A 26,496-nucleotide genomic window follows, 5' to 3' on the forward strand; every position below is an offset into this window, starting at 1 on the left:
ATAGTTGATGTGCACGGGTCGGTCGAAAATTGGGGTTCGTCCGGGGACGACAGGACCGTTGGGACCTTGATTGCTGTCCGGACTGGACTCAGCGCGGGGCAAGCCCGCTCCCACGATGCATTCATGTCTGGCGTGGGAGCGGGCTTGCCCCGCGATGAGTAAAAAAGCCCGCCCACGTCGGCCACTGGGGCCAACGCGAGCGGGCTGGTTCCCGCAATCAATCAGGCAAAGGGAATTCAGGCGAAGGCCGGCACCACTTCCTTGATGAACAGCTCCAGCGACTTGCGTTTCTCGGCATGGGGCAGGCTGTTGTCGCACCAGAAGCTGAACTCGTCGACGCCGAGCGCCTGGTAGTACTTGATGCGCGCAATGATTTCTTCCGGCGTGCCGATCATGGTGTTCTTGCGAATGTTCTCCAGCGCGAACGCTGGCACCTCGGCGAACTTCGATTCCGGGCTTGGTTCGAGGAAGCCGTTGACCGGCACGGTCTTGTTGCCAAACCAGGCATCGAAGGTGCGGTAGAAGCGTGAGATGGCCTGGGCACCGACCTTCCAGCCGTCCGGCTCGGCCGGGCTGTGCACGTGGGTGTGGCGCAGCACCATCAGTTGTGGGCGCGGCACGTCCGGGTTGTTGTCCAGCGCGGCCTGGAACTTGTTCTTCAGGTCCAGCACTTCCTCGTCGCCCTTCATCAGCGGGGTGACCATGACGTTGCAGCCGTTGGCCACGGCGAAGTTGTGCGAGTCAGGGTCGCGGGCGGCGATCCACATCGGCGGCATGCCCGGCTGTACCGGCTTGGGCACGCTGGTGGAGGTGGGGAAGTTGTAGATCTCGCCTTCATGGGCATAGTCGCCTTGCCACAGCTGGCGCACCGCCGGGACCATCTCGCGCAGGGCCTTGCCGCCATCGGTGGCCGGCATGCCGCCGGCCATGCGGTCGAACTCGAACTGGTAGGCGCCACGGGCCAGGCCCACTTCCATGCGGCCATTGCTGATCACATCGAGCAGGGCGCATTCGCCGGCGACGCGGATCGGGTTCCAGAAGGGCGCGATGATGGTGCCGGCGCCCAGGCGGATTTTCTCGGTGCGTGCGGCCAGGTAGGCCAGCAGCGGCATCGGGCTCGGCGAGATGGTGTACTCCATGGCGTGGTGTTCGCCGATCCACACGGTGCTGAAACCGCCGTCTTCGGCCATCAGGGTCAGTTCGGTGAGGTCTTCGAACAGCTGGCGGTGGCTGACCTGCTCATCCCAACGTTCCATGTGTACGAACAGCGAAAATTTCATGGGGCTTTTCCTCGGAGCTTTGTTGTTTTCGCCCGCCGTGGCAGGCGCTCTAAGTGGAATCAGTCGTCAGAGTCTCAGGCGAAGGCCGGCAGGCTGGCCATCTTGCCGCGGCAATAGACCATCGGGCGGGGCGCCTCCTGCGGGACGATCAGGTTGTGTACCTTGCCGACCATGATGGCGTGGTCGCCGCCTTCGTATTCACGCCACAGTTCGCATTCGATCACGGCGGTGGCGCCAGCCAGGATCGGGTTGCCCAGTTCGCTCAGGGTCCACTCGATGCCGACGGCCTTGTCCTTGCCTTTTTTCGCGAACGCATACGCCTCGGCCTGCTGTTCACCGGAGAGCAGGTGAATGGCGAAGCGCTTGTTCTTCATCAGTACAGGGTAGGAGTCGGAGCTGTAGTTGGGGCAGAACAGCACCAGTGGCGGGTCCATTGACAGGGAGGAGAAGGCGCTGGCGGTGAGGCCGACGATCGAGCCGTCGTCGTCCAGGGTGGTGATGACGGTCACGCCGGAGGGGAAGGAGCCCAGGACGTGCTTGTAGACGGTTGCGTCGATCATCTCGTGTACCTCTGAAAAGGCTGCGGTGGTCCGCGGTTTTTATCGTTGATGTGTCTGATGGTATACCGTAATACCTATATTGCAAGAGGAATTTTCCGTGCGCTGGAGTTCGCGATAAACGGCGCAAGCCCCCGTAATCACGGGTCTTGGTGTAAACCTTCGGGCTGCAAGTCAGTGTATGGAGCGGATCAGTTGTGGTGAAAATGAGCGGCGCAGTGTTGTCAAACTCTTGGAATACCATAATATGGTCTTCAGCTGAGAGGCCGCCCCGAGCGGTTTCCATACAACGATAAAAACGACCTTTCGAGCTGAATCCTATGTCCCAACCGTCGTCGCAACACCATCTCGTCGAGCAACACACGGTCGATTACGTGCCACCGTCCGAGCGCCATGGGAAGGCGCGCGACCTTTTCACCCTGTGGTTCAGCACCAACATCGCGCCGCTGCCGATCGTCACCGGGGCCATGGTGGTCCAGGTGTTCCACCTGAACTTGCTGTGGGGGCTGCTGGCCATCGTGCTGGGGCACCTGCTGGGCGGGGTGGTGATCGCCCTGGCCTCGGCGCAGGGGCCACAACTGGGCATTCCGCAGATGGTGCAGAGCCGCGGCCAGTTCGGGCGCTATGGTGCGCTGCTGATCGTGTTCTTCACCGCATTGATCTACGTCGGTTTCTTCATTTCCAACATCGTCCTGGCCGGCAAGTCGATCCACGGCATCGCCCCTGGCGTGCCGATGCCCGGCGCCATCGTCATCGGCGCCCTGAGCGCCACCGCCATCGGGGTGATCGGCTACCGCTTCATCCATACGCTGAACCGCGTCGGCACCTGGGTGATGGGCTCGGCGTTGCTGGCGGGTTTCATCATGATGTTCGCCCAGGAGCTGCCGGGCGACTTCTTCAGCCGTGGCGCGTTCAACCTGTCCGGCTTCGTCGCCACGGTGTCGCTGGGCATCATCTGGCAAATCAGCTTCTCGCCCTATACCTCGGACTACTCGCGCTACCTGCCCCGTGAAGTCGGCATCGCCAAACCGTTCTGGGCCACCTACCTCGGGGCCACGCTGGGTACCATCCTGTGCTTCAGCTTCGGTGCGGTGGCGGTGCTGTGCGTGCCGGAAGGCACCGATGCCATGGTGGCGGTCAAGCAGGCCACCGGTTGGCTGGGCCCGGTGCTGATGGTGCTGTTCCTGCTCAACATCATCAGCCACAACGCCCTCAACCTCTACGGTGCGGTGTTGTCGATCGTCACTGCGATCCAGACCTTCGCCGCCCACTGGACGCCGAGCATCAAGCTGCGGGTGCTGCTGGCGGGGGTGATCCTGGTGGGCTGCGGTCTGGTGGCGTTGAACGCCTCGGTGGACTTCATCGGCCAGTTCATCGGGCTGATCCTGGCGCTGTTGCTGGTGCTGGTGCCGTGGGCGTCGATCAACCTGGTGGATTTCTACCTAATCAAGCGCGGCGCATACGACATCGCCTCGATCTTCCGCGCCGACGGCGGCATCTACGGGCGTTTCAATCACCACGCGATCATCGCCTATGCCTGCGGCATCCTGGTGCAGCTGCCGTTCGCCAATACGTCGCTGTATGTTGGGCCGTACTCGAACATCGTCGAGGGGGCCGACCTGTCGTGGCTGTTCGGGCTGTTGGTGACAGTGCCGCTGTATTACTGCCTGGCGACGCGGGCTCAGCCGGAAAAGGCGCAGCGGGTGGTCGGCGTCAAATCCTGAGGTCCGCGCCAAACTCATCGCGGGGCATGCCAGATCCTGCGCAACCCTTGCAGGAGCGGGTGTGCCCCGCGATGTTCGTCAGGCCGTTCAGAGCTTGAACTGCGCGACCAGCCCATTGAGCTCCAGCGCCAGCTGCGACAGGTCCTGGGCCGATGCGCTGGTCTGGTTGGCCCCGGTGGTCGTCTGCATTGCCAGCTCGCGGATATTCACCAGGTTGCGGTCCACTTCCCGGGCCACCTGCGCCTGCTCCTCGGTGGCGCTGGCGATCACCAGGTTACGCTGGTTGATCGAGGTGATGGTCCGCGAGATGACCTCCAGAGCCTGACCGGCCGACTGCGCCACCTCCAAGGTGCCGCTGGCGCGGCCCTGACTGCTGTGCATGGCGCTGACCGCTCGTTCGGTGCCGATCTGGATGCCGCCGATCATCTGCTCGATCTCCGCGGTGGACTGCTGGGTACGGTGGGCCAGGGCGCGCACTTCGTCGGCGACCACGGCAAAGCCACGGCCTGCCTCGCCGGCGCGGGCGGCCTCGATGGCGGCATTGAGCGCCAGCAGGTTGGTCTGGCCGGCGATGGCGCCGATCACATCCAGTACGCGGGTAATGTCGTTGGCGCTGTTGGCCAGCTGTTCGATCTCTGCGGCGGTGCCAGTGACGTCATCGACCAGGTGCTGGATCGAGGCGAGGGCCTGGTTGACTTGGTCTCTGCCGTCACGGGTGGTCTGGTCCGCGCCCTGGGAGGCTTCGGCAGTGCTCACGGCGTTGCTGGCCACCTCCTCGACGGCGCTGGTCATCTGGTTGACCGCAGTGGCGGCCTGGTCGATCTCGGTGCTCTGCTGCAGCAAGCCACGGCTGGTGTCCTCGGTGACGCTGTGCAGCTCCTCCGAGGCCGAGGCCAGGCGGTTGGAGGACGCGGCGATCTTGCCAATAGTGTCGCGCAGGCTTTGCTGCATGCGGCGCAGGGCGTGCAGCAGCAACGCCGGTTCGTCCTGGCCAATGACCACGATCTCGTGGGTAAGGTCGCCGGTGGCGACACGTTCGGCCACGATGACGGCCTCGGTCAGCGGCGCCACGATGCTGCGAGTGAACAGAGTGGCGATAGCGATCAATACCAGTACGATCAGAACCATCGAACCGATGATCACGGTGAGCGCTTGATCACTGACCGCGTCGCTACGCTGCGAGGCGGCTTGCGCTCCCTTGTAGTTGTAGGCCACCAAAGTCGCCAAGGTTTCCATCATGCGGTCGGCGCGTTGGATCAATGGGCCATTGATCAGGCGCCGGGCTTCTGTCACGTAGCCGGCGCTGATGTTGCGCAGCACTTCTTGCTGCTGCTGGGTGTATTGTTGGCGCGCAGTGATGAAAGCATTGAACAGGCTGCGGTCCTCGGCGTCGAAAATGGTCTTTTCATAGTCCTTCAGGTCCTGCTGCACCGCGTCCTCGATGCTGTTCAGCAAGTTGCCGCTGGCATTGTCGTCACCGTCCTGCTCCAGGGCGGTACGCAGCGTCGCTGCGCGTTCCTGGGCGAGGGTGCCGGTGATTTCGTTGAGGGCAATCACCGCTGGCAGCCAGTTGCCGCGGATTTCGTCGGTGGCATCGTTCATCTGCCGGGTCTCGTACAGCGCCACCAGCCCCATGGCCATGACCAGGGCCGCCAGCAGGGTGAACAGGCTGGTCGCCCGTTTGCCGATCTTCATGTTTCTCAACAGCATGGGTGTTCCTTGACGTGTGAATGCAAACGTCAAGAGCATGGGCTGGGGGAGGAGCAGGGGGTAGTCGCCAGGTCCTACGCGCTATAGCGTTTTTTCCTGTTCGTCAGGGTTGGAATGCGATCGCGGGGCAAGCCTGTCCCTACAGCAACCTTGCAGTTGATCTGTAGGGGCGCGCGTGCCTCGCGTGCAGTTCTTGCACCTCAGACCTTGAACTGCGCCACCATCCCATTCAGCTCCACCGCCAGGCGTGAAAGGTCCTGGGCCGCCGCGCTGGTCTGGTTGGCGCCAGCCGAAGTCTGCATTGCCAGGTCGCGGATGTTCACCAGGTTGCGGTCCACTTCCCGCGCCACCTGGGCCTGCTGCTCAGAGGCCGTGGCGATCACCAGGTTGCGCTGGTTGATCGTGGCGATTGCCTCTGCGATCAGCTCCAGGGCCTGGCCGGCCGACTGCGCCACTTCAAGGGTGCCGCCGGCGCGGCCCTGGCTGCTGTGCATGGCGCTGACCGCACGCTCGGTGCCGGTCTGGATGCCGTCGATCATCTGCTCGATTTCCGCCGTGGACTGCTGGGTGCGATGGGCCAGGGCGCGCACTTCGTCGGCGACCACGGCGAAGCCGCGGCCCGCCTCGCCGGCACGGGCGGCCTCGATGGCGGCGTTGAGGGCCAGCAGGTTGGTCTGCCCGGCGATCGAGCCGATCACGTCGAGCACCTGGCTGATCTGGTTGGCGTGGCTGGCCAACTGCTCGATTTCTTCGGCGGTGCCGGTCACGTCATCCACCAGGTGCTGGATCGACACGAGCGCCTGGTTGACCTGGTCGCGACCATCGCGGGTGGTGCGGTCGGCGCCCTGGGAGGCATCGGCGGTGCTCACGGCGTTGCTGGCCACTTCTTCGACGGCGGCGGTCATCTGGTTGACCGCGGTGGCGGCCTGGTCGATCTCGGCACTTTGCTGGTGCAGGCCGCGGCTGGTGTCCTCGGTGACCGTGTGCAGTTCCTCGGAGGCCGAGGCCAACTGGTCGGAGGAGGCGGCGATCCGCCGCAAGGTGTCGCGCAGGCTGTGCTGCATGCGGCTCAGGGCGCGCAGCAGCAAGGCCGGCTCGTCGCGGCCGAGCACGGTTATCTCGCGGGTCAGGTCGCCGGTGGCGACGCGCTCGGCCACGGCGACGGCGTCGGCCAGTGGGACGATGATGCTGCGGGTGAGCAGGGTGGCGATGCCGACCAGCGCGAGCAGGATCACGGCGATGGCGGTGATGATCAGGGTAAAGGCTTCGTCGGACGCCGCGCTGCTGCGCTGCGAGGCCTGCTCGGCGCCCTGGGTGTTGTAGGCGATCAGCTCGGCGAGGGCCTTCATCATGCTATCGGCGTATTCGGCCAGCGGGCCGTTGACCAGGCGGCGGGCCTCATCCAGCTGGTCGTTGCCGGCGGCGTTGCGAATGGCTTTCTGCAGGCCGTGGTAACGCTCGCTCAGGCCAATGAAGGTATCGAACAGGGCGCGATCGTCGGCTTCGATGATGGTGTGCTCGTAGGCCTTGAGATCGCTTTCGAGTTGCTGGTTGACCTGGACGATCTTGTCCAGGGTGGCGTGGCGGGCGCTGCTGCTGTCCTCCAGGACACTGCGCAAGGTGAGGGCACGGGCCCGGCCCAGGTTGCTGCTGACCTCGCCCAGGGCGAGTACCGCAGGCATCCAGGTGATGCGGATTTCGTCGGTGGCGCTGTCCATCCTGCGGGTTTCGTAGAGGGCGACCAGGCCCATGGCCAGGACCAGGATCCCGAGCAGGGTGAACATTCCTGCTGCCCGAATGCCGATCTTAACGTTCCGTAACTGCATGCGACGCTCCTTGACGGTGGCTGCAGGCGTCAAGAGCGCGGACGGACCGGGCTCGGCTGGTAGGGCTCTCGATGCACTGCGAAAGGGTTATATCCTCACGGTTCATGTTGTTTTTTCAGAATGATGACACAGTGCCACTATTTTTGACCAGTCGTTCAATCAAAGTTCGGCTCCCCCGGTATGTCGTCACTTGCTGACCATTAGTATTCATTCCGTCGCAAAAAGGGCCGCAGAGCGGCCCTTTTATGATCATGCAACGATCGGGATCAATGGGTCGGCAGCCGCCAGCGCCTGGGCGCGATCCGCTGCCGGGGGGTAGATCCACACCGTGTTGATCTGGCGCTTGAGGTTCTTGCCGTCCTGGCCCTGCAGGTGCAGTTCGCGTTCCCAGCCTTCGCTGTAGGCCGCGCCCCATTCTCCCAGGTCCAGGCAGGTGACGTACTTGGGCTGGCGATAGATCACCGGCTCTACACCGAGCAGGTCGGCCATGGCGTTGTTGCCAGAATGGCGGCCCATGGGAATGGCGTGCTGGCAGGTCATCAGCGCGTGGTTGCCCTTGTCATCGACGGCGGCGCAGGCGACATCGCCGGTGGCGTAGATGTAGTCCTGGCCAACGACTTTCAGGTGACCGTCGACTTTCAGGCGGCCCAGGCTGTCACGCTCGCCTGCGATCTGGACGGTCAGTGGGCTGGCCTTGACCCCCACGGTCCAGATCACGGTCTTGCTGGCGATGTATTCGCCGTTGTCCAGGGTCACGCCTCCCGCATCCACCGCCACCACCGAGGTGCCCGTCAGCCATTGCACCCCGGCCTGCTCGCTGGCGCTGACGATGGCCGGGGTGATCCCGGCGCCGAGTGCGGCGCCGATGCTGGGACCACGGTCGATCAGCACCACGCGGGCCTGGCCTGCGCCGAGGATGGCGCGCAGCCGGGATGGCAGCTCGGTGGCCGTTTCGATACCGGTGAAGCCACCGCCGCACACCACCACGGTGTTGCGCGCCGGGGAGGCGGGCAGGGTGGCCAAACTGTGCAGGTGCTGCTCCAGGCGAGTGGCCGACTCGATCTGGTCGACATCGAAGGTGTGCTCGGCCAGGCCTGGGACGGCAGGGCGGGCCACTTGGCTGCCGGCGGCGAGGATCAGGCGATCGTAGGCGAGCTGGTGCTGGCGGCCGTCGGTGTCGCGATAGCTGACCTGGCGGGCGTCGCTGTCGATGGTATCGGCGATGCCGTGGATGAACTCCACGCCCACCACGTCGAACAGCGCCTCCAATGGCGCCTGCAAGCTGTGCACGTCGGCTTCGTAGAAGCGTGGGCGAATCCGCAATTGCGGCTGCGGGGCCAGCACACTGATGCGCACGTCGCCGCGCTGGGCCTGGTCGAGCAGGCGGGCGGCGCTCAGGGCGCTCCAGACACCGGCAAAGCCGGCACCGATGATCAGGATACGAGAGGTCATGAAGGTGCTCCGCAAGGTAAGAAAGGGCTTCGACGAAGCATGTGCTGCTTGCCGAATAACTACGACTGTATTGGTCGCAGTTTAATCCGGCAAGTGTTTTTTACGCATCGGGTTGTTCGCCAACCGCCATGAAACGCGCAGATACCTTGTGTTTACTGGCGTAAAGCGGGGTCTTGATCGGCCAGTGCGACGACGGGCGGCTACGCCCGGCTTTGCTTGCCAGCGCTGAAGGGCGTACTATTTGCGACAAAGTCAGTCGGAGATTCATATGTCCCTCTACAGTGCAGGCGTCGAGTACGGCATCCACTGCCTGCTGTTTCTGGTGGACGAGCGTGGCGACAGCCGCGAGTCCAGCGTGCGCGACCTGGCCGAGCTGCAGGGGGTGCCCCCGGAGTACCTGGCCAAGGTCTTTACCAAGCTCGCCCGGGCCGGGCTGGTGGCCGCGACCGAAGGCGTGCGCGGCGGGTTTCACCTGGCGCGGCCTTCCGACGAAATCACCGTGCTGGATATCGTCACGGCCATCGATGGGCCGAAGAAGCTCTTCGATTGCCGGGAGATCCGCGAGCGCTGCGCGGTGTTCGAGGGTTCGGCGCCGGGCTGGGCGACCGAGGGCACCTGTGCGATCCACGCGGTGATGCTGGGGGCGCAGAAACGCATGGAGGAGGCGCTGGCCCAGCAGACCATCCTCGACCTGGCGCGGCGGTTCGGGCGCAAGGCGCCGGCCGAGTTCGGGCAGAAGGTCAATGACTGGATGAGCGAGCGACGCGACGGGAAAGTCAGTGGTGGCGATATTCCGCTACAGGCGGTTTGACCCTGCATGGTCCGGGCCGCCACGGAAAATGCTGCTCAACCCCCAGGTAAATCCTTGCCTGGGTGATCCGCCCGCGCGCCTCAAGGCGAGGTAAGCTGACAGGAAAATCCCGCGCGCCGCCCACGGCGCCAGAGAGGTCAGCGTGGCTTCCTACACCTTGCGCCAACTGAAGTACTTCGTCACCACCGTGGAGGCCGGCAGCGTCGCCGAGGCCTCGCGCCAGTTGTACATCGCCCAGCCTTCGATCTCCACGGCGATCAAGAGCCTGGAAGAGAGCTTCGGCGTGCAGTTGTTCATACGCCATCACGCCCAGGGCGTGTCACTGACGCCCAGCGGCAAGCGTTTCTACGCCAAGACCCGGTCCCTGTTGCAGATGGCCCACGAGTTCGAGCAGAACGCCCTGGCCGATAACGACACGGTGGCCGGGCAGATTGACATCGGCTGCTTCGAGACCGTGGCGCCGCTGTATTTGCCGCGGCTGATCGCAGGCTTTCGCGAGCGCTACCCAGGGGTGGACATCCGCCTGCGCGACGGCGAGCAACAGGACCTGATCCAGGGGCTGACGGCCGGTACCTTCGACCTGGCGTTTCTCTATGACCATGACCTGGACGGCACCATCGAGACCGAGCCGCTGATGCCGCCACAGAAACCCTATGTGCTGCTGCCGGAAAAGCACCGCTTCGCCGGCCAGGCCCAGGTGTCGTTGCGTGACCTGTGTCCCGAGCCGATGATCCTGCTCGACGTGGCGCCCAGCCGCACCTACTTCGTCAGCCTGTTCAACGAACTGGGGCTGACGCCGAACATCGTCTTCAGTTCGCCGTCGATCGAGATGGTCCGGGGCATGGTGGGGCAGGGCTTCGGTTTCTCGCTGCTGGTCACCCGGCCGCACTCGGAGTTCACCTACGACGGGCAGCGACTGGTGACGCTCGCAATCGCCGAGCCGGTGACGCTGTCGGGGCTGGCGGCGGCGCACCTCAAGCGTGTGCAACTGACCAAGCCGGCGCAACTGTTCGTGGAATTCTGCCGTGAGGAACTGGCACGGATGTAGGTGCTGACCGCCCGTCGCCTGTAGGACGAAGAAGACCGAACGTTGCCCGGCCAGTGGTTTCTTCCACTAAGGTGCTAGAGGCATTGAGCTGTTGTCATCGTCGGGGCGAATGGACCTGCGTCCCATCATGGGCAATTTCAATTGGCATCCTGCCCGTCGCGGGCGTACCACACCAAACAGGTCATCCAGTACAAGAGAGGGTCGTACCATGTCGTTGATTGGCGTATCGATGCTTGAGATGCGGCAGATGATCGAACAGGCCTGCCTGCCCGACTGCTGCGAGGTGAGCTGCCCGGACGGCCAGCACCTCACCATTCGCCTGGGCCAGGGCTCGAGCCTGGACGAGTGCCTTACCGTGACGGGCGTGCCGATTGCCAGCCTCAATACCTGCCATGACCTGCTGGGCCTTGTTAGTCGGGTCAAGGCACAACGTGATGCCCCGCCGGGGGCCCGCAAGGCGATTGCCTGAGGTCATTGCAGCTCGAGCAGCAGATTGATGCCGCCGTCGCCGCATTTGACGTGTTCACGGACCACGCCCCGATAATTGCGCCCCTCCCAGGCGAAGGCGACGCTGTGCGCCTTCTCCACCTTGCCGGGTAGCGGTGGTTCGATATGCAGGCGCAGCGCGGGGCGGCCCTGCAGGCTGAGGGCGGCCAACTGGACCTGACACATGGCGCGCTGGGCCACTGGGCCGAACAGGGTATCGCGGACGAAATCCAGCTCCAGGCAAGCGCAAGGGGCACGACAGGGCATCTTCATGGTGGCTTTCCGACGAAAGAGGCATACCTCGAAGATTTGAAGCCTAAAGGCGCGAGACGTTCAAATTATTTCAGTTGGCCCTGGCATTGCACGGTTCCCGTGGGTGCCGGCTTGCCGGCGATGGGCCGCAAAGCGGCCACTCTATCCCTGACACAATGGCGTCGGTGCCTGGCGGGGCTAGCCTGGCCCCTTCAGCGGGTTAACGGTGCGCCGAGAATCTCCAGCACTTTGTCGCGCAACTGGTCGATGCTGAACGGCTTGCCGATCAGGTGCATGCCCGGGGGCACGTTGAAGCTCTCGGCGTAGCCACTTGCAAACAGCACCGGTAATGCCGGCCGGCTTTCCCGGGCCTTGGCCGCCAGTTCCTCGCCGCGCAGGTCGGGCAACCCCACGTCGGTCATCAACAGCGCCAGCGGTTGCGTGGGATCCTCGATGATCTTCAGGGCCGCGGCAGCGCTGTCGGCCTCAATGGCGGCATAGCCCAGTTCGTCGAGCACTTCGACTATCAGCATGCGAACGATGTCGTCGTCTTCGACTACCAGAAGGTGCATTGTGTGGATCCTGTTTCGATGGATTGTCTCTACTCTGTGCGCAGGGCCATGGCAGAAGTTCCCAAGCTTAACGGCATGGACAAATAGATGGAACGATTGCCATAGACAGGCTTCAAATACTGGCTAAATGCCCTGCCAGTTCCGCGAAAGCTGGTTAGACTCGCTGTATTCGCGGTCGGTCTGGCGCAGGGCAACCCTTACACGATGTAGACGCCGGTCTGTTCAATGGATTTATTTCGCTCGGGCACTTTCACATGATTCAAGCAGCCTCGATGGACCAACGCAGTTTTCGCAAACTGCTGAGCCGCAACGTCGGCCTGCCCCTGGGAGTGGGGCTACTGGGCGCCGTGGCCTTTGTCGCGGTGATCTACTACCTGCTTTCGGCCATGCAGTGGGTCGAGCACACCGATCGGGTGATCGGCAATGCCAACGAGACGATCAAGCTGTCGATCGACATGGAAACCGGCATGCGCGGCTATCTGCTGACAGGCGAAGAGCGTTTCCTTGACCCCTATGAAGTGGCAAAGCCACGCATCTTCGGCAGCCTGGACAGCCTGCGGGCAATGGTGGCCGACAACCCTCAGCAAGTCGACCGCATCGACCGCATTGCGGCGCTGCAGCGCGAGTGGAACACCTTCGGCAACGAAGTCATCAGCCAGCGGCGCAGCCAGCAGGGTGATGTGGTGTCGTCGATTGGCCGTGGCCGCGGCAAGCGCCTGACCGACGAGATCCGCAAGGAGTTCGAGACCTTCATCAACACCGAGCAGCAACTGCGCACGACGCGCAACGAGACGGTCAGCACGGTCACCATGACCGCGATCTCGGCGTTCGTGCTGTTCATCGTAGCCCTGAGCGCGTTGCTCGCCTACCTGGGGCGGCGTGACCTGCTGGCCTTGTCATCGAGCTATGTCGAGAACCTGGAAGCCCAGCAACGCGCCGCCGAGCGCCTGGAACAACAGGCCTGGCTGCGCGCCGGGCAGACCCAGCTGGCCGAGCAGGTGCTGGGTCAACTGACGCTGCCAATGCTCGGCGACAATATCCTGCGCTTTTTCGCCGGCTACCTGGGCAGTGTGGTCGGTGCGCTGTATGTGCGCGATGAACATGGCCAGCTGGTGCGGGTCGCCACCTATGGTCTGGATGCCGAACAGCAGGGCAGCGAACCGCGCGTGGGCGATCATGCCGGCCTGCTGGGCGAGGCGGTGGCCCAGGCGCGGCTGTTGCGCCTGGACGAACTGCCGGAGGACTACTATCGCCTGAGCTCGGGCCTGGGCCGTGGCTTGCCGCGCAGCGGCGTGGTGGTGCCGTCGCAGGACGATGGGCGGGTCAACGGCGTGCTGGAGCTGGGATTCCTGCGTCCACTGCAAGAGCGCGACGTGGAATTGCTGCAGCGAGTCGCCGAAAACCTGGGCATCTCCATCGAAAGCGCCCGCTATCGCCAGCGCCTGCAGGAAGTGCTGGCCGAGACCCAGCAGCTCAACGAAGAACTGCAGGTGCAGCAGGAGGAGCTCAAGACCGCCAACGAGGAGCTCGAGGAGCAGTCGCGGGTGCTCAAGGAATCCCAGGCCCACCTGGAGACCCAGCAGGCCGAACTTGAGCAGACCAATGAACAACTGGCCGAGCGCACCGAGGCCCTGGACCGCAAGAACAGCGAGCTGAACCAGGCCCAGGTCGAGTTGCAGGCCCGCGCCGACGACCTGCAGCGCTCGAGCAAGTACAAGTCCGAGTTCCTTGCCAACATGTCCCATGAACTGCGCACACCGCTCAACAGCTCGCTGATCCTGGCCAAGCTGCTGGCCGAGAACGCCGAAGGCAATCTCAGCGAGGAGCAGGTGAAATTCGCCGAGTCGATCTATTCGGCTGGCAACGACTTGCTCAACCTGATCAACGATATTCTCGACATCGCCAAGGTCGAGGCCGGCAAGCTGGAAGTGCGCGCCGAAAGCACCCCGCTGGAGCGCCTGGTCGAAGGCCTGCAGGGCATGTTCCGGCCGTTGGCGCAGGACAAGGGCCTGTCCTTCGCCGTGCAGCTGGAGCAGCCGTTGCCGGCGTCCCTGTTCACCGACCGTCAGCGCCTGGAACAGATTCTCAAGAACCTGCTGTCCAACGCCATCAAGTTCACCGAGCGCGGCCAGGTCAGCCTGCGCATCAGCCACCAGACGGGCCTGGGCATCGTCTTCGCGGTGCGCGACACCGGCATCGGCATTGCCGCCGACCAGCAGCAGGCGATCTTCGGCGCCTTCCACCAGGTCGATGGCACCAGCAACCGGCGCTATGGCGGCACGGGCCTGGGCTTGTCCATCTCCCGTGACCTGGCCCACCTGCTTGGCGGACAGATCAATGTCGACAGCAGCCCGGGGCAGGGCAGCGTGTTCAGCCTGATCCTGCCCGAGCACTTCGAGCCCTCCGCGCAGCAGGTCGAGGTGCACAGCCTTCGCCCGGCGGTCGACGAACTGCCGCCGCCACCGCCAGTGCCGACACCCGTGCGCAGCGAGCGTCCGACCCCGGCCTTTGCCGATGACCGCGAGAGGGCGCCGTTCGGCAACCGCTGCATCCTGGTGATCGAGGACGAGCCGAATTTCGCCCGCATTCTCTTCGACCTGGCCCACGAGCTGGGTTACAGCTGCCTGGTTGCCCATGCCGCCGACGAGGGCTTCGAGCTGGCCGCCCAGTACTTGCCCGACGCTATCCTGCTGGACATGCGCCTGCCTGACCATTCCGGGCTCACCGTGCTGCAGCGCCTGAAGGAGCAGGCCAGTACCCGGCACATTCCGGTGCATATCATTTCGGTCGAGGACCGGGTCGAGGCTGCCATGCACATGGGCGCGGTGGGCTACGCGGTCAAGCCCACCAGCCGCGAGGAACTCAAGGCAGTGTTCGGTCGTCTGGAGGCCAAGCTCACGCAGAAGCTCAAGCATATCCTGCTGGTGGAGGACGACGACCTGCAGCGCGAGAGCATCGCCCGCCTGATCGGCGACGACGATATCCAGATCACTGCCGTAGCCATGGCCCAGGACGCCCTGGCGCTGCTGCGCGAGAACATCTACGACTGCATGATCATCGACCTCAAGCTGCCCGACATGCTCGGCAATGAGCTGCTCAAGCGCATGACTGCCGAAGACATTCGCAGCTTCCCGCCGGTGATCGTCTACACCGGGCGCAACCTCACCCGCGAGGAGGAGGCCGACCTGCTCAAGTATTCGCGCTCGATCATCATCAAGGGCGCGCGTTCGCCCGAGCGCTTGCTCGACGAGGTGACGCTGTTCCTGCACAAGGTCGAGTCGCAGCTGTCCAACGAACGCCAGCGCATGCTCAAGACCGCCCGCAGCCGCGACAAGGTGTTCGAGGGGCGCAAGATCCTGCTGGTGGACGATGACGTGCGCAATATCTTCGCCCTGACCAGCGCCCTGGAACACAAGGGCGCCATCGTCGAGATCGGGCGCAACGGGCGTGAGGCCATAGAATGCCTGGAAGCCAACGACGACATCGACCTGGTGCTGATGGACGTGATGATGCCGGAAATGGACGGCTACGAGGCGACCCGGCTGATCCGCCAGCAACCGCGCTGGCGCAAGCTGCCGATCATCGCCGTGACCGCCAAGGCGATGAAGGACGACCAGCAGCGTTGCCTGCAGGCTGGGGCCAACGACTACCTGGCCAAACCGATCGAGCTGGACCGCCTGTTCTCGCTGATCCGGGTCTGGCTGCCGCAATTGGAGCGAATCTGAAATCTTGACCAGTGAACGCAATACCGATATCGAGATCCGGCTGCTGATCGAGGCGATCTACCTCAAGTACAGCTACGATTTTCGCGATTACTCCGGCGCCTCGATCAAGCGCCGGATCCTCCATGCCGTGCGCCAGTTCGACTGCCGCACGGTATCGTCGTTGCAGGAGCGGGTGCTGCATGACCCGGGCATGTTCCTCGAGCTGCTGCAGTACCTGACGATCCCGGTCAGCGAGATGTTCCGCGACCCCGGGCACTTCCTGGCACTGCGCAACGAAGTGGTGCCGCTGCTGCGCACCTGGCCGTCGCTGAAGATCTGGATCGCCGGTTGCAGCACCGGCGAGGAGGTGTACTCCATGGCCATCCTGCTGCGCGAGGAAGGCCTGCTCGAGCGCACCATCCTCTATGCCACCGACATCAATCCACACTCGTTGGAGCGGGCCAAGCAGGGCATCTACTCGATGCAGAGCATGCGTGAGTACGAAGAGAGCTACCGCAAGGCCGGAGGCCGGCGCGACTTTTCCGAGTACTACACCAGCGCCTATGGCAACGCCATCATGGACGCCAGCCTGCGTGACAACGTGACCTTCGCCGATCACAGCCTGGCCACTGACAGCGTGTTCTCCGAGACGCAACTGGTGTCGTGCCGCAATGTGTTGATCTACTTCAACAAGGGCCTGCAGGACCGTGCCCTGGGGCTGTTCCACGAGTCGCTGTGCCACCGCGGTTTCCTGGTGCTGGGCAGCAAGGAGTCGGTGGACTTCTCGGCCTACGGCGAGCGTTTCGAGCCGTTGGTGCGGCCCGAGCGGATCTACCGCAAGACATGAACAGCGTGCGTGCGATTGTCATTGGCGCCTCGGCGGGTGGCGTGTCGGCACTGTTCAGCGTGCTCGGCGTGCTGCCCGACGATTTCGCCATCCCGGTGTTGTGCGTGCTGCACCTGCCCGATGATCGCCACAGCCAGCTGGCCGAGGTGCTGCAACGCCGCCTGCGCCGCCCGGTTCGCGAGGCCTTCGACAAGGCGCGGATAGAGCCGGGGCTGATCTATGTGGCGGGGCCGGGCTATCACCTGTCGGTGGAGCGTGATTGCACCTTGTCGTTGAGCCAGGAGGAACCGGTGCATTTCTCGCGACCGGCCATTGATTTTCTTTTCGAGTCGGCCGCCGACGCCTATGGCTCGGAGCTGCTCGGCGTATTGCTCACCGGGGCCAATGAAGACGGTGCCCGAGGGCTTTTGCGCATCAGACAAAGCGGTGGCCGGACGGTCGTCCAGGACCCCCGCGAAGCACAGGTCGCGTTGATGCCGGAGGCCGCCCTGGCCCTGCACGACCCGGACCATATTCTTTCCCTGAGTGGTATCGGGCAGTTGCTCGCTACCCTGGAACCCAGCGCATGCTAAGCCACATCACCGCGAAACTGCTGATCGTCGACGACCTGCCGGAAAACCTGCTGGCTCTGGACGCCCTGATCCACGGCGATGACCGCGAGGTGTACCAGGCCCAGTCCGCCGACGAGGCGTTGTCGCTCCTGCTCGAGCACGAGTTCGCCCTGGCCATTCTCGATGTGCAGATGCCGGGCATGAACGGTTTCGAGCTGGCCGAGCTGATGCGCGGCATGGAGAAGACCCGCAACATCCCCATCGTCTTCGTCAGCGCCGCCGGGCGCGAGATGAACTATGCCTTCAAGGGTTACGAGAGCGGGGCGGTGGATTTCTTGCACAAACCACTGGAAACCCTGGCGGTGAAGAGCAAGGTGTCGGTGTTTGTCGACCTGTTCCGTCAGCGCAAGGCGCTGGACCGCCAACTGCAGGCCCTGGAGCAGGGCCGCCAGGAGCAGGAACTGTTGCTCAACCAGTTGCAGCTGGCCCGTGGCGAGCTGGAGCGGGCGGTGCGCATGCGCGACGACTTCATGTCGATCGTCTCCCATGAGGTGCGTACGCCACTCAACGGGCTGATCCTGGAAACCCAGTTGCGCCGCATGCACCTGTCCCGCGGCAACCTCGCGGCGTTCAGCGAGGACAAGCTCAAGGCCATGGTCGAGCGCGACGAGCGTCAGATCAACAGCCTGATCCGCCTGGTCGAGGATATGCTCGATGTCTCGCGGATTCGCACTGGCAAGCTGTCGATCCGGCCGCGCACCTTCGACCTTGGCCAGCTGGTACGCGGGCTGGTGGAGAACTTCGCCGCCCAGGCCAGCGCGGTGGATACCGTCATCGAGCTGCAGCGTTGCGATGCCTTGCAGGGCGAGTGGGACGAATTCCGGATTGAACAGGTGGTGGCCAACCTGTTGTCCAATGCCTTGCGCTACGGCAATCGCAAGCCTGTGCAGGTGCGGGTGTTCGAAGAGGATGCCATGGCCTGCGTGCAGGTGCAGGACCAGGGTATCGGCATCGATGCGCAGAACCAGCAGCGGATCTTCCAGCAGTTCGAGCGTGTCGCCGCGCAGCAGGCCAGTGGCGGCCTGGGCCTGGGGCTGTACATTTCCGAGCAGATCATCCTCGCCCATGGCGGGCGGATCCAGGTCCACAGCCAGGTTGGAGCAGGGTCGACGTTCACCGTCCAGCTGCCGCTATCGGTGTTGCCGCACGCCTGTGACCAGACCCGGGCAACCTCTGCGTAAAGCTGCGGTCTGATAGCCAACCTATTGAATTCGAAGGCGTTGTCATGAGTGAAGATGCACAAGACGTGGTACTGGTGGTCGAGGACGAGCCAGCGATCCGCATGATCCTGCGCGATTACCTGGCAGGCGAGGGCTACCACGTGCTGGTGGCCGAGGATGGCGAGCAGGCGTTCGCGATCCTGGCCAGCAAGCCGCACCTGGACCTGATGGTCACCGATTTCCGCCTGCCGGGCGGGATTTCCGGAGTGGAGATCGCCGAGCCTGCCGTGAAACTGCGGCCTGACCTGAAGGTGATCTTCATCAGCGGCTACCCGGCGGAGATTCTCGAGTCCGGCAGCCCGATCGCACGCAAGGCGCCGATCCTCGCCAAACCGTTCGACCTGGATACCCTGCACGAGCAGATCCAGGCGTTGCTGCGCTAGCTGCGAGCACGTGGCCGGTTAAAGTGGGAGCGGGCTTGCCCCGCGACGGCGCGCATGCAGGATGGCACCGGCGGGGCCGGTGATCGCGGGGCAAGCCCGCTCCCACGCAGCCCTGTGGAGCCTGTGACGAGGCTTACCCGATCTGCGTACGCAGCAATGCCGTGGCCCGGTCAACCTGCTGTTCGTCGTTGAGCAGGCTCGGTGCGAAGCGGATCACCGGTCCTGCGTCGCGATCCACGGCATCGACCATGACCTTGTTGGCGTTCAGGTAGGCGGCGACGGCATCGGGATCGCGATCCTTGATGCGGAAGAAGGTGAAGCCTGCGGAGAACTCGCGGCTGGCCGGAGTTACCAGCTCCACGGCGCGGTGTTCGGCGAGCCGCGCCTTGAGGTAGTCGTTGAGCTGGTGGATACGCGCCTGGACATCGGCCTTGCCCAGCTCCAGGTGCAGCTTGAAGGCCTCGCCCAGCGCCCAGCGGTGCTCAAAGGCGTGGTACCCGCCCGGGGTCATGATGGTGCCAAAGTCCTCGTTGCGCGAAAAGGTGGCGAAGGTCGGTGTCAGGTGCTGCATCTTCTCGGACGCCGCGCAGATGATCCCGGTCCCGCGTGGGCCGAACATCCACTTGTGGGTGCCGGCGATGAAGTAGTCGCAGTTGAAGTCGGCGAAGCGGGCGTTTTCCACGCCGAAGCCATGCACGCCATCGACCACGTAGACAATGCGCTCGGCCTCGTCGCGGTTGCGGTTGTGCTGGCGCACCAGCTCGCCGATGGCGCCCACCGGCAGCTTGACGCCGCTGCCCGAATGCACCCAGGTCATGCCCAGCACCCGGGTTTCAGGGCGAATGCTGCGGTCGATCACGCTCAGCACCCGGTCGGTGGACACGTCGCCCGGCTTGTCGAACAGGCGCAGCTTGCGCACCTGGGTGCCATGCTGGCGCTGACGGAAGGCCAGGCAGTTGTGGGTCGAGTAGTGCTCGTGCTCGGTGGTCAGGATCTCCTGGTGCGACGCCACGTGCAGGCCGCCGTAGATCATGCCCAGGCCTTCGGTGGTGCTGCCGGTGAGGGCGACCTGACGGGGGCGCACGTCCAGATAGCGGCCAGCCCACTCGCGGACCTCATCCTCGCGCTGCCATTCGTACTGGCTCTCCCAGTCCATGCACACCGCAGGGTTGTGGTCGAGGGTGGCGCGGTGGCGGTCGATCGCATCCTGTACCGGGCGCGGGTGGGCGGTGATCAGGAAGTTGGCGAAGTGCGCGACATCCGGCGCCAGGGGGAACAGTTGGCGCAACTGACGCCATTTGTCCGGGCCCTGCAATGACGCCGGGGTGGCGGTGGCGGCCAGGGCGCTTGGCAGCAACGGCAGGCTGGCCGCCAGGGCGGCGGCCTGCTTGAGGAAGGCGCGCCGATCAGTCATGGCGGGTTTCCTGGGCGGTATTGGCGAGCTGGGCCACGGGGTTGGCGGCTTTCTGCACCTGCCCCCAGACGCGCAGGAAGTTGCCTGCCCAGAGCTTGGCAATATCGGTTTCGGAATAGCCACGGGTCAGCAGTTCGGCGGTCACGTTGCGGATCTCGCCGACGTTCATGAAACCGGTGACGCCGCCACCATCGTTGAAGTCGGAGCTGATGCCGACATGATCGATGCCCATCTTCTTCACGGCGTAGTCGATGGCGTCGACATACTCCTTGAGGCCGGCGCGGGGCTCTTCGTCGACGATGGCGTACAGGCTGCTGGCGTATTCGCCGAAGCGCGCCTCTGGCCAGATGGCGATGATCGGGTCGCCCGGCATCAGTGCGTTGGTCAAACCTTGCAACGGTTGCAGGTCGAAGCGTGCGCGCAGGGCTTCGAGTTTCTCCAGGGTCGGCTTGCTCAGGGGCTTGAGGTAAGTGGTGAAGGCCACCACCTGAAGCACGCCGCCGCTGTCCTTGATCAGTTGCATCTCTTTGTCGGACAGGTTGCGCGGAATGTCCACCAGCGCCCGTGGTGCCGAATGCGAGGCCACGAACGGCGCGCGGCTCAGGCGGGCGACATCTTCCAGGGCCAGGGTGGACATCTGCGAGACATCGATGATCACCCCCAGGTCGTTGAGCCGCTTGACCGCCTGCTCGCCCAGTGGCGACAGGCCGCCGAAGGCGTCGGGGGTGTCGTTGAAGAATGGCAGTGGCCGTGAGGAATCGGCCCAGGCGTTGTTGCCGGTGTAGCTGAAGCCGAACATGCGCATGCCGCGCTTGGTCCACAGGTCGAGCTGTGACAGGTCGCTGCCCAGTGGGTAGGCGTTGAGCATGCTGATGAAGATGGCGAATTTGCCTTCGCCGTTCAGGCGCCGGAAGTCGTCCGGTGTGTAAGCGATGCCGACCTGGTTGGGGAAGTCGCGCACAATGCCGCTGATGATCTTGTAGCGCACTTCCTGCTGATTGCGGGCCTCGTCGATGAAGCCAGGGGTGGGGCGGTGTGGCGCGTTCGGGCCGTTCCACAGCTCCGGCCAGCCGAAGACGGTCAGCGCCGCGCCGGACAGCCGGCCCTTGGCCGCCTTGGCCAGGTCGAACTGGCCACGGCCGTCCTTGTCTGCTTCGTAACCGGTGCTGCCGTAGCCCAACGGCACGGTGACATGGCTGTCGAAGGAGAGCATGTGCTCATGCAGGTCGTTGGCCTGCTGCACGATCGCACGGGGGTAGCCGCCGTCCTGTTTCCAGAAGTAATAGCCGGCGGCTCCACCCAGGGCGGCCACCAGGGCCAGGGGCAGGCCGATGTACAAGGCTTTGCGGGAGCGGGTCTTGGTCATTGCCATCTCGTTGCAGGGCTGATCGGTTCCGGCCTGGCGGCGCGGTGGGCGCTAGGGCAGGGCTCGGGTATCAGGTGGACGAATGGCGGGCGGGTAAATTTATCGGTGGGCGAGCATCAAGTTTGCGCGCGTGGCGCCGATACTCCAGTCATTGAAAGGACCCACCGTGGAGGATTAAGGAATGGTAGGTATCAACAACGTCAGCAGCAGCATCGCCACGCAACTGGTCAAGGGGCAGGCCAAAGAAGACGAGAAGTCGCCGGCTACTGTCGCGGTAGACCTCAAAGGCACCGGCGAATCAGGCAAGCCTGCCAGCGCAAAGAAGGCCGAGGATGACGAGGGTAGCGGCGAGCCGTCGTACATTCAGCAAATGCGCGAGATGATCAGGCAATTGCAGAAGCAGATGGCCGAAGAGCAGCGTCAGCTGGCGAAGATCGCCGCGCAGGAAATGGACGACACCACGAAAGCGACGATGATTCTCGCCAAGCAGTCGAGCATTGCCACCTTGAGCGGGCAAATACAGGCAGCGACCGCGAAGTTGCTTGATGCACTGACCAAGACCGGCGGCAACAGTGCCGGTGGCATGGTATCCACCCAGGCCTGAAAACGCCCGGTTTCAGCCCACAACGCCCCGCTTGCGCGGGGCGTTGTCGTTTCAGTCCTGCGCCAGGCGCGCACGCTGTCTTTCGCTCTTGTATTGCATGGCCACCGCCGGCGCCGGCTTGGCACTGCCGGTTTCCAGCCACTGGCGCATGCGGCTGGCGTCGGCGAAGTGGGTGTACTTGCCGAAGGCGTCGAGGATCACCATGGCCACCGGCCGGTTGTCCATCTTCGTCAGCAGCACCAGGCAGTGCCCCGCCTCGTTGGTGAAGCCGGTCTTGGTCAGCTTGATGTCCCAGTTGCTCTTGTTCACCAGGTGATCGGTGTTACGGAAACCCAGGGTGTAATTGGGCTTGCGGAACGCCACGGTCTTTTCGCGGGTGACCGACAGCTCGCTGAGCATCGGGTACTTGCGCGAGGCCATCAGCAGCTTGGCCAGGTCCTGGGCGGTGGAGACGTTCAAGGTCGACAGGCCGGTCGGCTCGACGTAGCGGGTGTGGCTCATGCCCAGGCTGCGGGCCTTGGCGTTCATCGCCTTGATAAACGCGCCGTAGCCACCGGGGTAGTGGTTGGCCAGTGAGTTGGCCGCACGGTTTTCCGACGACATCAGGGTGATCAGCAACGTCTCGCGACGGTTCAGCTCGCTGCCCAGCCTTACCCGGGAATACACGCCTTTCATCTCCGGGTTGTTGGCGATGGTCATTGTGAGCATCTCGTCCATGGGCAGCTTGGCGTCGAGCACGACCATCGCGGTCATCAACTTGGTGACCGAGGCGATGGGGCGCACGCGATCGGCGTGGCTGGAATACAGCTCCTTGTTGGTGTTGAGGTCGATCAACAGGGCGCTGCCGGACGCCAGGTGCAGTTTGCTCGGGTCACGCTGGACCTGGGCCGGGGGTTGTGCAGCAGCGGTCGACGGTAGGGTCGCGGTTCCTGTGAGCAACAGCAGCAGGCTGAGGATGGACAGGGAAGTTTTCACGTTGAGGCTCACTAAATGTTGGTATGTCGTTGGCTGTGCAAGGGTTTCCCCCAAAAAACCGTTGCATTCTGGAGTATGGTCGAACGGCTGTCGAATGCCTTATATCCAAAGGGCGTAACGTGAACGAAATTTAATCCTGTACCAATCCTGTACCAATTACCGCCGATTCCAGCTTGGCAAGCTCGGACAAGTCACTCGCTGAATTCGTTGAAGTGGGGAAGACGCTGGCGGGCAGCGCCGATTTGAGCTATTGCTTCGATCTTGATCAACCACTCAAGGCGCGTGAGATGAAGCGATTACTGCTGTTGGCTTTGCTGGTAGCGTCAGGCGCGGCTCAGGCTGGTATTCCACTGCTGAACGCAACATGCCCCGGGAAAATTGAAGTCCACGCGGACGAGGGCGGCCCGATCTACATCAATGGCAAAGAGGGCAAACTGAAGAAGTTCAACGAGAACTACTTCGAAGCCAAAGCCAGCGGAGTGACCATTTCGCTATCGATCAACCCGGACGGCTCCCCGAGCGTCTCATACACCGGAAGGAACCGGGCCAACGGCATTTGCCAGGTGAAGGCGCAGGGCTCTTAGGCTTTTCATACAGAGCCTAGGCGGTTTTCGCCTTGCCTGACCTTCGTCCAAAGGCTTTTCATACAGCGCCTAGATCGAAGTTACGATCGCAAGAGCCAGCTGCTCATCAGACATATAAGGTTGGCTGTAGGCTGAATGGTAGTACCGGACAGCTTGCTCAAATTGAGCTCCCCGTATCTCGCCACCTGAACCGATGAACGCCAGTGCGTCGGCTTTTGCCGATTTCATATTGGTATTCCAGACCGTCAGCGCCGTGGTCCCCCCAACAATTATAAAGGGGAGTAGTGTCGTGCCATACGTCGCACTTTCGAATGGATCACTCGTTTCGTGCGCCATTGTAGGAGCGCAAGCACAGGCCAATAAAATCATGCCTAGAGTTCTCAAGAGGTCCATCCCCAACTTGCTTCCTGCTGCCCGGTAGAAGGGCGCTACCATAGCAGGGAAACAGGTTTCTGGCGTTACGCTCTGTACGTAAAGCCTTGATGTAACGTCAAGCAAATTTAACCCGGCGCGCTTGGCGCCGCCCCTCCATGGTCAACCGGACGACCTGCCATGACACTCGGTATCGATTTCACCGACCAGGCGACCAGCCTGCATCACGATGCAATTCTAAAACCCTTGCGCGCATTCAACGATGGCGTGATCGGCTCGCCCGGCGCGGCCACTGTCGCCTGGACGCTACGCGATCCTGCCAACGATGAAATCGTCGGTGGCCTTTATGCCAGGCTCGGCGGGGGCTGGATGTTCGTCGAACTGCTGGTGGTGCCCGAGCGGATGCGCGGGCAGGGCTGTGGGCGTGAACTGATGGCCAGGGCCGAGGCTCTGGCGAGGGAGAAGGGCTGTGGCGGGATCTGGCTCGACACCTTCAGCTTCCAGGCGCCGGACTTTTACCGCAAGCTGGGGTTCGAAGTCTTTGGCGAGATTGCCGATTTCCCGCCTGGGCATACCCGCTATTTTTTGCACAAGCGCCTGGCCTGGCTCGCGGGGACTTAACCAACCCGCAACCAGATCGCCGAGGCGTCGTCGCTCATCTTGAAGCGCGGATAGCGCAGGCAGGCCGCATCGTCGTGCTCGATGCCACGCAACGTGCGCGCCAGGTCATCGAGGCCATGAGCCAGCAGGCGCTCGATGAAACCGGCCGGGTCGTAGGCCCGGTAGGTGTCGAACAGCGCCGCGAAACCGTCGCTCATCAACAGGATATCGTCGCCTCGGGCCACTGGAGCGCGGCTGTAGAGCGTCCCTTCCCGGGACAACTGGGCATCGATGCCTAGCACGGCGCGGGGGCGTTCACGGGCTACCCGTCGGTCAGCCAGCACAGCGGGGGTGCGCACGCCATGGGCGCCGGTGCCGGGGCCAAGTGCCGTAGCCTCGGCACGCTCGGCCTCGCGGTCGGGCTCCGGGGTGAGGAAGTGAATGCCGCGCGCGCTGCGGTGCAGCACCACGCAGTCGGCCAGGTGCGCGCAGACCAGCTCTTCGCCTTCCAGCGCCACGGCGGCAAAGGCGGCACGTGGCAACTCCCAGGTGGCCACGGGCTCACGCTGGCGGTCTTGCAGATAGGCCTGGGCGATCGAGTCGAAGACTGACGCGCAGACCTGCCGCAGCGGCCCCGACGCCATGGCGAAGGCACGCTGGGCCGTGGCCGAGAGCCAGGCCGCGCCGCCGCGCTCACCCAGCAGGCCTGGGGCGCCGAGGTCGGTGGCGCCGTCGATCACCCAGGCATGACGGTCGGCACTGCCGAGGCGGTCGTCATTGGGCACATCGGTCTTGCCGGCCAGGCTCAGGGACTGGATCAGGTCGAAATGCATGGAGAACTCCGGATCGATGGGGTGCGACAACCTTGAACGCTGGGCCACCGAGCGTCAAATATCAGGGCGTGGGTGGGCGGTCCCAGCAGTCGCTGTCCAGGGCGCAGACGCCGTACTGCCGGTCCATCTGCGCCATGCGCCGCAGGTGGGCGTCGATGATGTCGCGGTTTACTTCGCTGTCGATGATGTAGCGGCTGTAACGATCGATCAGGCGGAGCTTCCAGTCCTCGCGAGTGGCTGCGTCCAATGTGTCGGGCGCGTTGGCCAGGCGTTGCAGGGTGAGGTCGTCGACGCGCTTGAGCTGATCGGTGAAGGTGGCGATGTAAAGGGCACGCTGCGCTTCCTTGTGGCGCAGGGTGTCGGCATCGAAAGCATCGAGGTTACGTTGCCATTGCGTCCAGTAGGCGTCCGGCAGCTGAAGATCGCGCTTCTGGCGCAGCTTGGCGACGACCTGCGCATTGCTCTGGCGCGGTGCTGGTTGGCGGTTCTGGCTGGCCAGCGGATCCCGGGCGAGCGCCTGGGCGATCCAGGCATTGCGCGCCTCGCTGTCCGGCAGAACCGGGCCCAGTGGCGGGGCGTTGTCGTTGGTGGCGCGAGGCAGGCCATTGCAGCCGGTGAGTGACAGGAACAGCGACAGGATCAGCAGGGCCGGGAGGTTGTAACGCAACTTGAATCTTCCTTGAGTAACCGCACAATCAGGGCGGATGCACGAGAGGTATCGGCGCTTGCGCGGCTGACTTGAGCGCTCAGCCGAGGTGCTTGGCCATTTCCGTGGTAGGCGCCCAGCCCATGCCGGCGTAGACCGGGCGGCCCACCTCGGTGGCATGCAGGACGGCAAAGCCCAGGCCGCGCCGGGTGAACTCTGCCTCGGCCAGACGCATCAGTTTCGACGCCAGTCCCCGGCGGCGATGGGAAGGTTCCACGTAGACATTGAGCACATAGCCGCGCTGGTCGTGACAGGGATGCGCCGGGTGCGGCGGCCAGTCGATCGACATCAGGCCGATGGCCGCCACCGGCTGCTCGTCATCCAGCAGCACGAACCCGTAGTAACGACCATCGGCCAGGCGCGGTTGCAGCCAGGGCCGGAAGTGTTCGGTCATGGTTTGCAGGTTTAGAGGGTCGCCACCGGCCTCCAGGAACATGGCCTCGCGTTGGGCGCAGACCATGGCCTGGTCGCCCGGCAGCAAGCGGCGCAGGACCAGCCCGGGAAAGTCGCTGGTGGTGGGCAGTTCGTTCATGGCAGCTCCCTTGGTTACAGCCTTCGA

General features: G+C 63.8%; 26 protein-coding genes. 12 read left to right on the forward strand and 14 right to left on the reverse strand.

Translation table 11 applies throughout. The features are described from left to right. Window positions 1-236: 236 nt before the first annotated feature. A complete protein-coding gene (locus ACVWY1_RS18590) occupies window positions 237-1,280 on the reverse strand; it encodes an LLM class flavin-dependent oxidoreductase (RefSeq protein WP_198754272.1) in 1,044 nt (347 codons plus the stop codon). Window positions 1,281-1,354: 74 nt separating this feature from the next. Then, window positions 1,355-1,840: a flavin reductase family protein gene (locus ACVWY1_RS18595; protein WP_023630914.1), complete on the reverse strand. Its 486-nt coding sequence runs from the start codon at window positions 1,838-1,840 to the stop codon at window positions 1,355-1,357. 317 nt (window positions 1,841-2,157) lie between these two features. Between ACVWY1_RS18595 and ACVWY1_RS18600 the strand changes: the two genes are divergently transcribed. Then, a complete protein-coding gene (locus ACVWY1_RS18600; RefSeq protein ID WP_277504662.1) occupies window positions 2,158-3,561 on the forward strand; it encodes a purine-cytosine permease family protein in 1,404 nt (467 codons plus the stop codon). Between the two features lie 87 nt (window positions 3,562-3,648). Here the strand turns inward: ACVWY1_RS18600 and ACVWY1_RS18605 are convergent, their stop codons facing one another. The 3 genes from ACVWY1_RS18605 to ACVWY1_RS18615 all read right to left on the reverse strand — a co-directional run bounded on the left by ACVWY1_RS18605 (window position 3,649) and on the right by ACVWY1_RS18615 (window position 8,549). Further along, the gene (locus ACVWY1_RS18605; RefSeq protein WP_457378610.1) at window positions 3,649-5,310 is read right to left on the reverse strand and encodes a methyl-accepting chemotaxis protein; all 1,662 of its coding nucleotides are present in this window, start codon (window positions 5,308-5,310) and stop codon (window positions 3,649-3,651) included. 161 nt (window positions 5,311-5,471) lie between these two features. After that, window positions 5,472-7,097: a methyl-accepting chemotaxis protein gene (locus ACVWY1_RS18610; RefSeq protein WP_277504658.1), complete on the reverse strand. Its 1,626-nt coding sequence runs from the start codon at window positions 7,095-7,097 to the stop codon at window positions 5,472-5,474. A 249-nt stretch (window positions 7,098-7,346) separates the two neighbouring features. Continuing rightward, window positions 7,347-8,549, reverse strand: a complete 1,203-nt coding sequence (locus ACVWY1_RS18615) for an NAD(P)/FAD-dependent oxidoreductase (protein WP_277504656.1) — start codon at window positions 8,547-8,549, stop codon at window positions 7,347-7,349. A gap of 268 nt (window positions 8,550-8,817) precedes the next feature. On the opposite strand from ACVWY1_RS18615, the gene ACVWY1_RS18620 reads away from it, so the two are divergent. The 3 genes from ACVWY1_RS18620 to ACVWY1_RS18630 all read left to right on the forward strand — a co-directional run bounded on the left by ACVWY1_RS18620 (window position 8,818) and on the right by ACVWY1_RS18630 (window position 10,877). Continuing rightward, entirely contained in the window at window positions 8,818-9,360 is a 543-nt protein-coding gene (locus tag ACVWY1_RS18620; RefSeq protein ID WP_277504654.1) for an RrF2 family transcriptional regulator, read from the forward strand. Between the two features lie 142 nt (window positions 9,361-9,502). After that, window positions 9,503-10,408, forward strand: a complete 906-nt coding sequence (locus ACVWY1_RS18625; protein ID WP_046855246.1) for a LysR family transcriptional regulator — start codon at window positions 9,503-9,505, stop codon at window positions 10,406-10,408. A gap of 208 nt (window positions 10,409-10,616) precedes the next feature. Beyond that, window positions 10,617-10,877: a DUF1652 domain-containing protein gene (locus tag ACVWY1_RS18630; RefSeq protein ID WP_277504652.1), complete on the forward strand. Its 261-nt coding sequence runs from the start codon at window positions 10,617-10,619 to the stop codon at window positions 10,875-10,877. Between the two features lie 2 nt (window positions 10,878-10,879). Here the strand turns inward: ACVWY1_RS18630 and ACVWY1_RS18635 are convergent, their stop codons facing one another. Both ACVWY1_RS18635 and ACVWY1_RS18640 read right to left on the reverse strand, forming a co-directional pair. Next, on the reverse strand, window positions 10,880-11,167 hold the full coding sequence (locus ACVWY1_RS18635; RefSeq protein ID WP_102682381.1) for a hypothetical protein: 288 nt from the start codon (window positions 11,165-11,167) through the stop codon (window positions 10,880-10,882). A gap of 191 nt (window positions 11,168-11,358) precedes the next feature. After that, on the reverse strand, window positions 11,359-11,718 hold the full coding sequence (locus tag ACVWY1_RS18640; RefSeq protein ID WP_277504650.1) for a response regulator: 360 nt from the start codon (window positions 11,716-11,718) through the stop codon (window positions 11,359-11,361). A gap of 254 nt (window positions 11,719-11,972) precedes the next feature. On the opposite strand from ACVWY1_RS18640, the gene ACVWY1_RS18645 reads away from it, so the two are divergent. Genes ACVWY1_RS18645 through ACVWY1_RS18665 form a run of 5 tightly spaced genes read left to right on the forward strand, consistent with a single transcriptional unit; the run spans window position 11,973 to window position 18,483 of the window. Then, on the forward strand, window positions 11,973-15,443 hold the full coding sequence (locus ACVWY1_RS18645) for a response regulator (protein ID WP_277504648.1): 3,471 nt from the start codon (window positions 11,973-11,975) through the stop codon (window positions 15,441-15,443). Between the two features lie 4 nt (window positions 15,444-15,447). Further along, window positions 15,448-16,269, forward strand: a complete 822-nt coding sequence (locus ACVWY1_RS18650; protein WP_277504647.1) for a CheR family methyltransferase — start codon at window positions 15,448-15,450, stop codon at window positions 16,267-16,269. Then, the gene (locus ACVWY1_RS18655; RefSeq protein WP_102682385.1) at window positions 16,266-16,841 is read left to right on the forward strand and encodes a chemotaxis protein CheB; all 576 of its coding nucleotides are present in this window, start codon (window positions 16,266-16,268) and stop codon (window positions 16,839-16,841) included. The genes ACVWY1_RS18650 and ACVWY1_RS18655 overlap by 4 nt, the downstream gene beginning before the upstream one ends. After that, the gene (locus tag ACVWY1_RS18660; protein ID WP_102682386.1) at window positions 16,835-18,061 is read left to right on the forward strand and encodes a hybrid sensor histidine kinase/response regulator; all 1,227 of its coding nucleotides are present in this window, start codon (window positions 16,835-16,837) and stop codon (window positions 18,059-18,061) included. Before ACVWY1_RS18655 ends, ACVWY1_RS18660 begins: the two co-directional genes overlap by 7 nt. Before the next feature lie 44 nt (window positions 18,062-18,105). Continuing rightward, on the forward strand, window positions 18,106-18,483 hold the full coding sequence (locus ACVWY1_RS18665) for a response regulator (protein ID WP_023629509.1): 378 nt from the start codon (window positions 18,106-18,108) through the stop codon (window positions 18,481-18,483). A gap of 133 nt (window positions 18,484-18,616) precedes the next feature. Here ACVWY1_RS18665 and pvdN read toward each other — a convergent pair whose 3' ends face one another. After that, window positions 18,617-19,897: a pyoverdine-tailoring periplasmic protein PvdN gene (pvdN, locus tag ACVWY1_RS18670; RefSeq protein ID WP_277504635.1), complete on the reverse strand. Its 1,281-nt coding sequence runs from the start codon at window positions 19,895-19,897 to the stop codon at window positions 18,617-18,619. Further along, window positions 19,890-21,263 carry a pyoverdine-tailoring dipeptidase-like protein PvdM gene (gene pvdM, locus ACVWY1_RS18675; RefSeq protein ID WP_046855255.1) on the reverse strand — a complete coding sequence of 458 codons (1,374 nt, stop codon included), beginning with the start codon at window positions 21,261-21,263 and terminating at the stop codon, window positions 19,890-19,892. Before pvdM ends, pvdN begins: the two co-directional genes overlap by 8 nt. Before the next feature lie 181 nt (window positions 21,264-21,444). Here pvdM and ACVWY1_RS18680 point away from each other — a divergent pair, with 181 nt between their 5' ends. Further along, window positions 21,445-21,867 carry a hypothetical protein gene (locus ACVWY1_RS18680; RefSeq protein WP_277504629.1) on the forward strand — a complete coding sequence of 141 codons (423 nt, stop codon included), beginning with the start codon at window positions 21,445-21,447 and terminating at the stop codon, window positions 21,865-21,867. 51 nt (window positions 21,868-21,918) lie between these two features. Here ACVWY1_RS18680 and pbpG read toward each other — a convergent pair whose 3' ends face one another. Further along, a complete protein-coding gene (gene pbpG, locus ACVWY1_RS18685) occupies window positions 21,919-22,842 on the reverse strand; it encodes a D-alanyl-D-alanine endopeptidase (RefSeq protein WP_046857753.1) in 924 nt (307 codons plus the stop codon). A 287-nt stretch (window positions 22,843-23,129) separates the two neighbouring features. Between pbpG and ACVWY1_RS18690 the strand changes: the two genes are divergently transcribed. Continuing rightward, window positions 23,130-23,426 (forward strand): hypothetical protein, encoded by a 297-nt coding sequence (locus ACVWY1_RS18690; protein ID WP_198754278.1) that lies wholly within the window; start codon window positions 23,130-23,132, stop codon window positions 23,424-23,426. 69 nt (window positions 23,427-23,495) lie between these two features. On the opposite strand, the gene ACVWY1_RS18695 is transcribed toward ACVWY1_RS18690, so the two are convergent. Continuing rightward, window positions 23,496-23,819 carry a DUF2388 domain-containing protein gene (locus ACVWY1_RS18695; RefSeq protein WP_102682389.1) on the reverse strand — a complete coding sequence of 108 codons (324 nt, stop codon included), beginning with the start codon at window positions 23,817-23,819 and terminating at the stop codon, window positions 23,496-23,498. 159 nt (window positions 23,820-23,978) lie between these two features. Here ACVWY1_RS18695 and ACVWY1_RS18700 point away from each other — a divergent pair, with 159 nt between their 5' ends. Beyond that, complete coding sequence (locus ACVWY1_RS18700; protein WP_110699658.1) at window positions 23,979-24,419, forward strand: GNAT family N-acetyltransferase; 441 nt, start codon at window positions 23,979-23,981, stop codon at window positions 24,417-24,419. On the opposite strand, the gene ACVWY1_RS18705 is transcribed toward ACVWY1_RS18700, so the two are convergent. The 3 genes from ACVWY1_RS18705 to ACVWY1_RS18715 form a co-directional block, all read right to left on the reverse strand. Further along, window positions 24,416-25,231: a protein phosphatase 2C domain-containing protein gene (locus tag ACVWY1_RS18705; protein ID WP_102682391.1), complete on the reverse strand. Its 816-nt coding sequence runs from the start codon at window positions 25,229-25,231 to the stop codon at window positions 24,416-24,418. The two genes, ACVWY1_RS18700 and ACVWY1_RS18705, sit on opposite strands and share 4 nt — an antisense overlap. Before the next feature lie 61 nt (window positions 25,232-25,292). Beyond that, window positions 25,293-25,898 carry a hypothetical protein gene (locus ACVWY1_RS18710; RefSeq protein WP_277504624.1) on the reverse strand — a complete coding sequence of 202 codons (606 nt, stop codon included), beginning with the start codon at window positions 25,896-25,898 and terminating at the stop codon, window positions 25,293-25,295. 79 nt (window positions 25,899-25,977) lie between these two features. Beyond that, window positions 25,978-26,469: a GNAT family N-acetyltransferase gene (locus tag ACVWY1_RS18715; protein ID WP_139670444.1), complete on the reverse strand. Its 492-nt coding sequence runs from the start codon at window positions 26,467-26,469 to the stop codon at window positions 25,978-25,980. Between the last annotated feature and the right edge of the window lie 27 nt (window positions 26,470-26,496).

The organism is Pseudomonas sp. TE6288 (genome assembly GCF_054062095.1).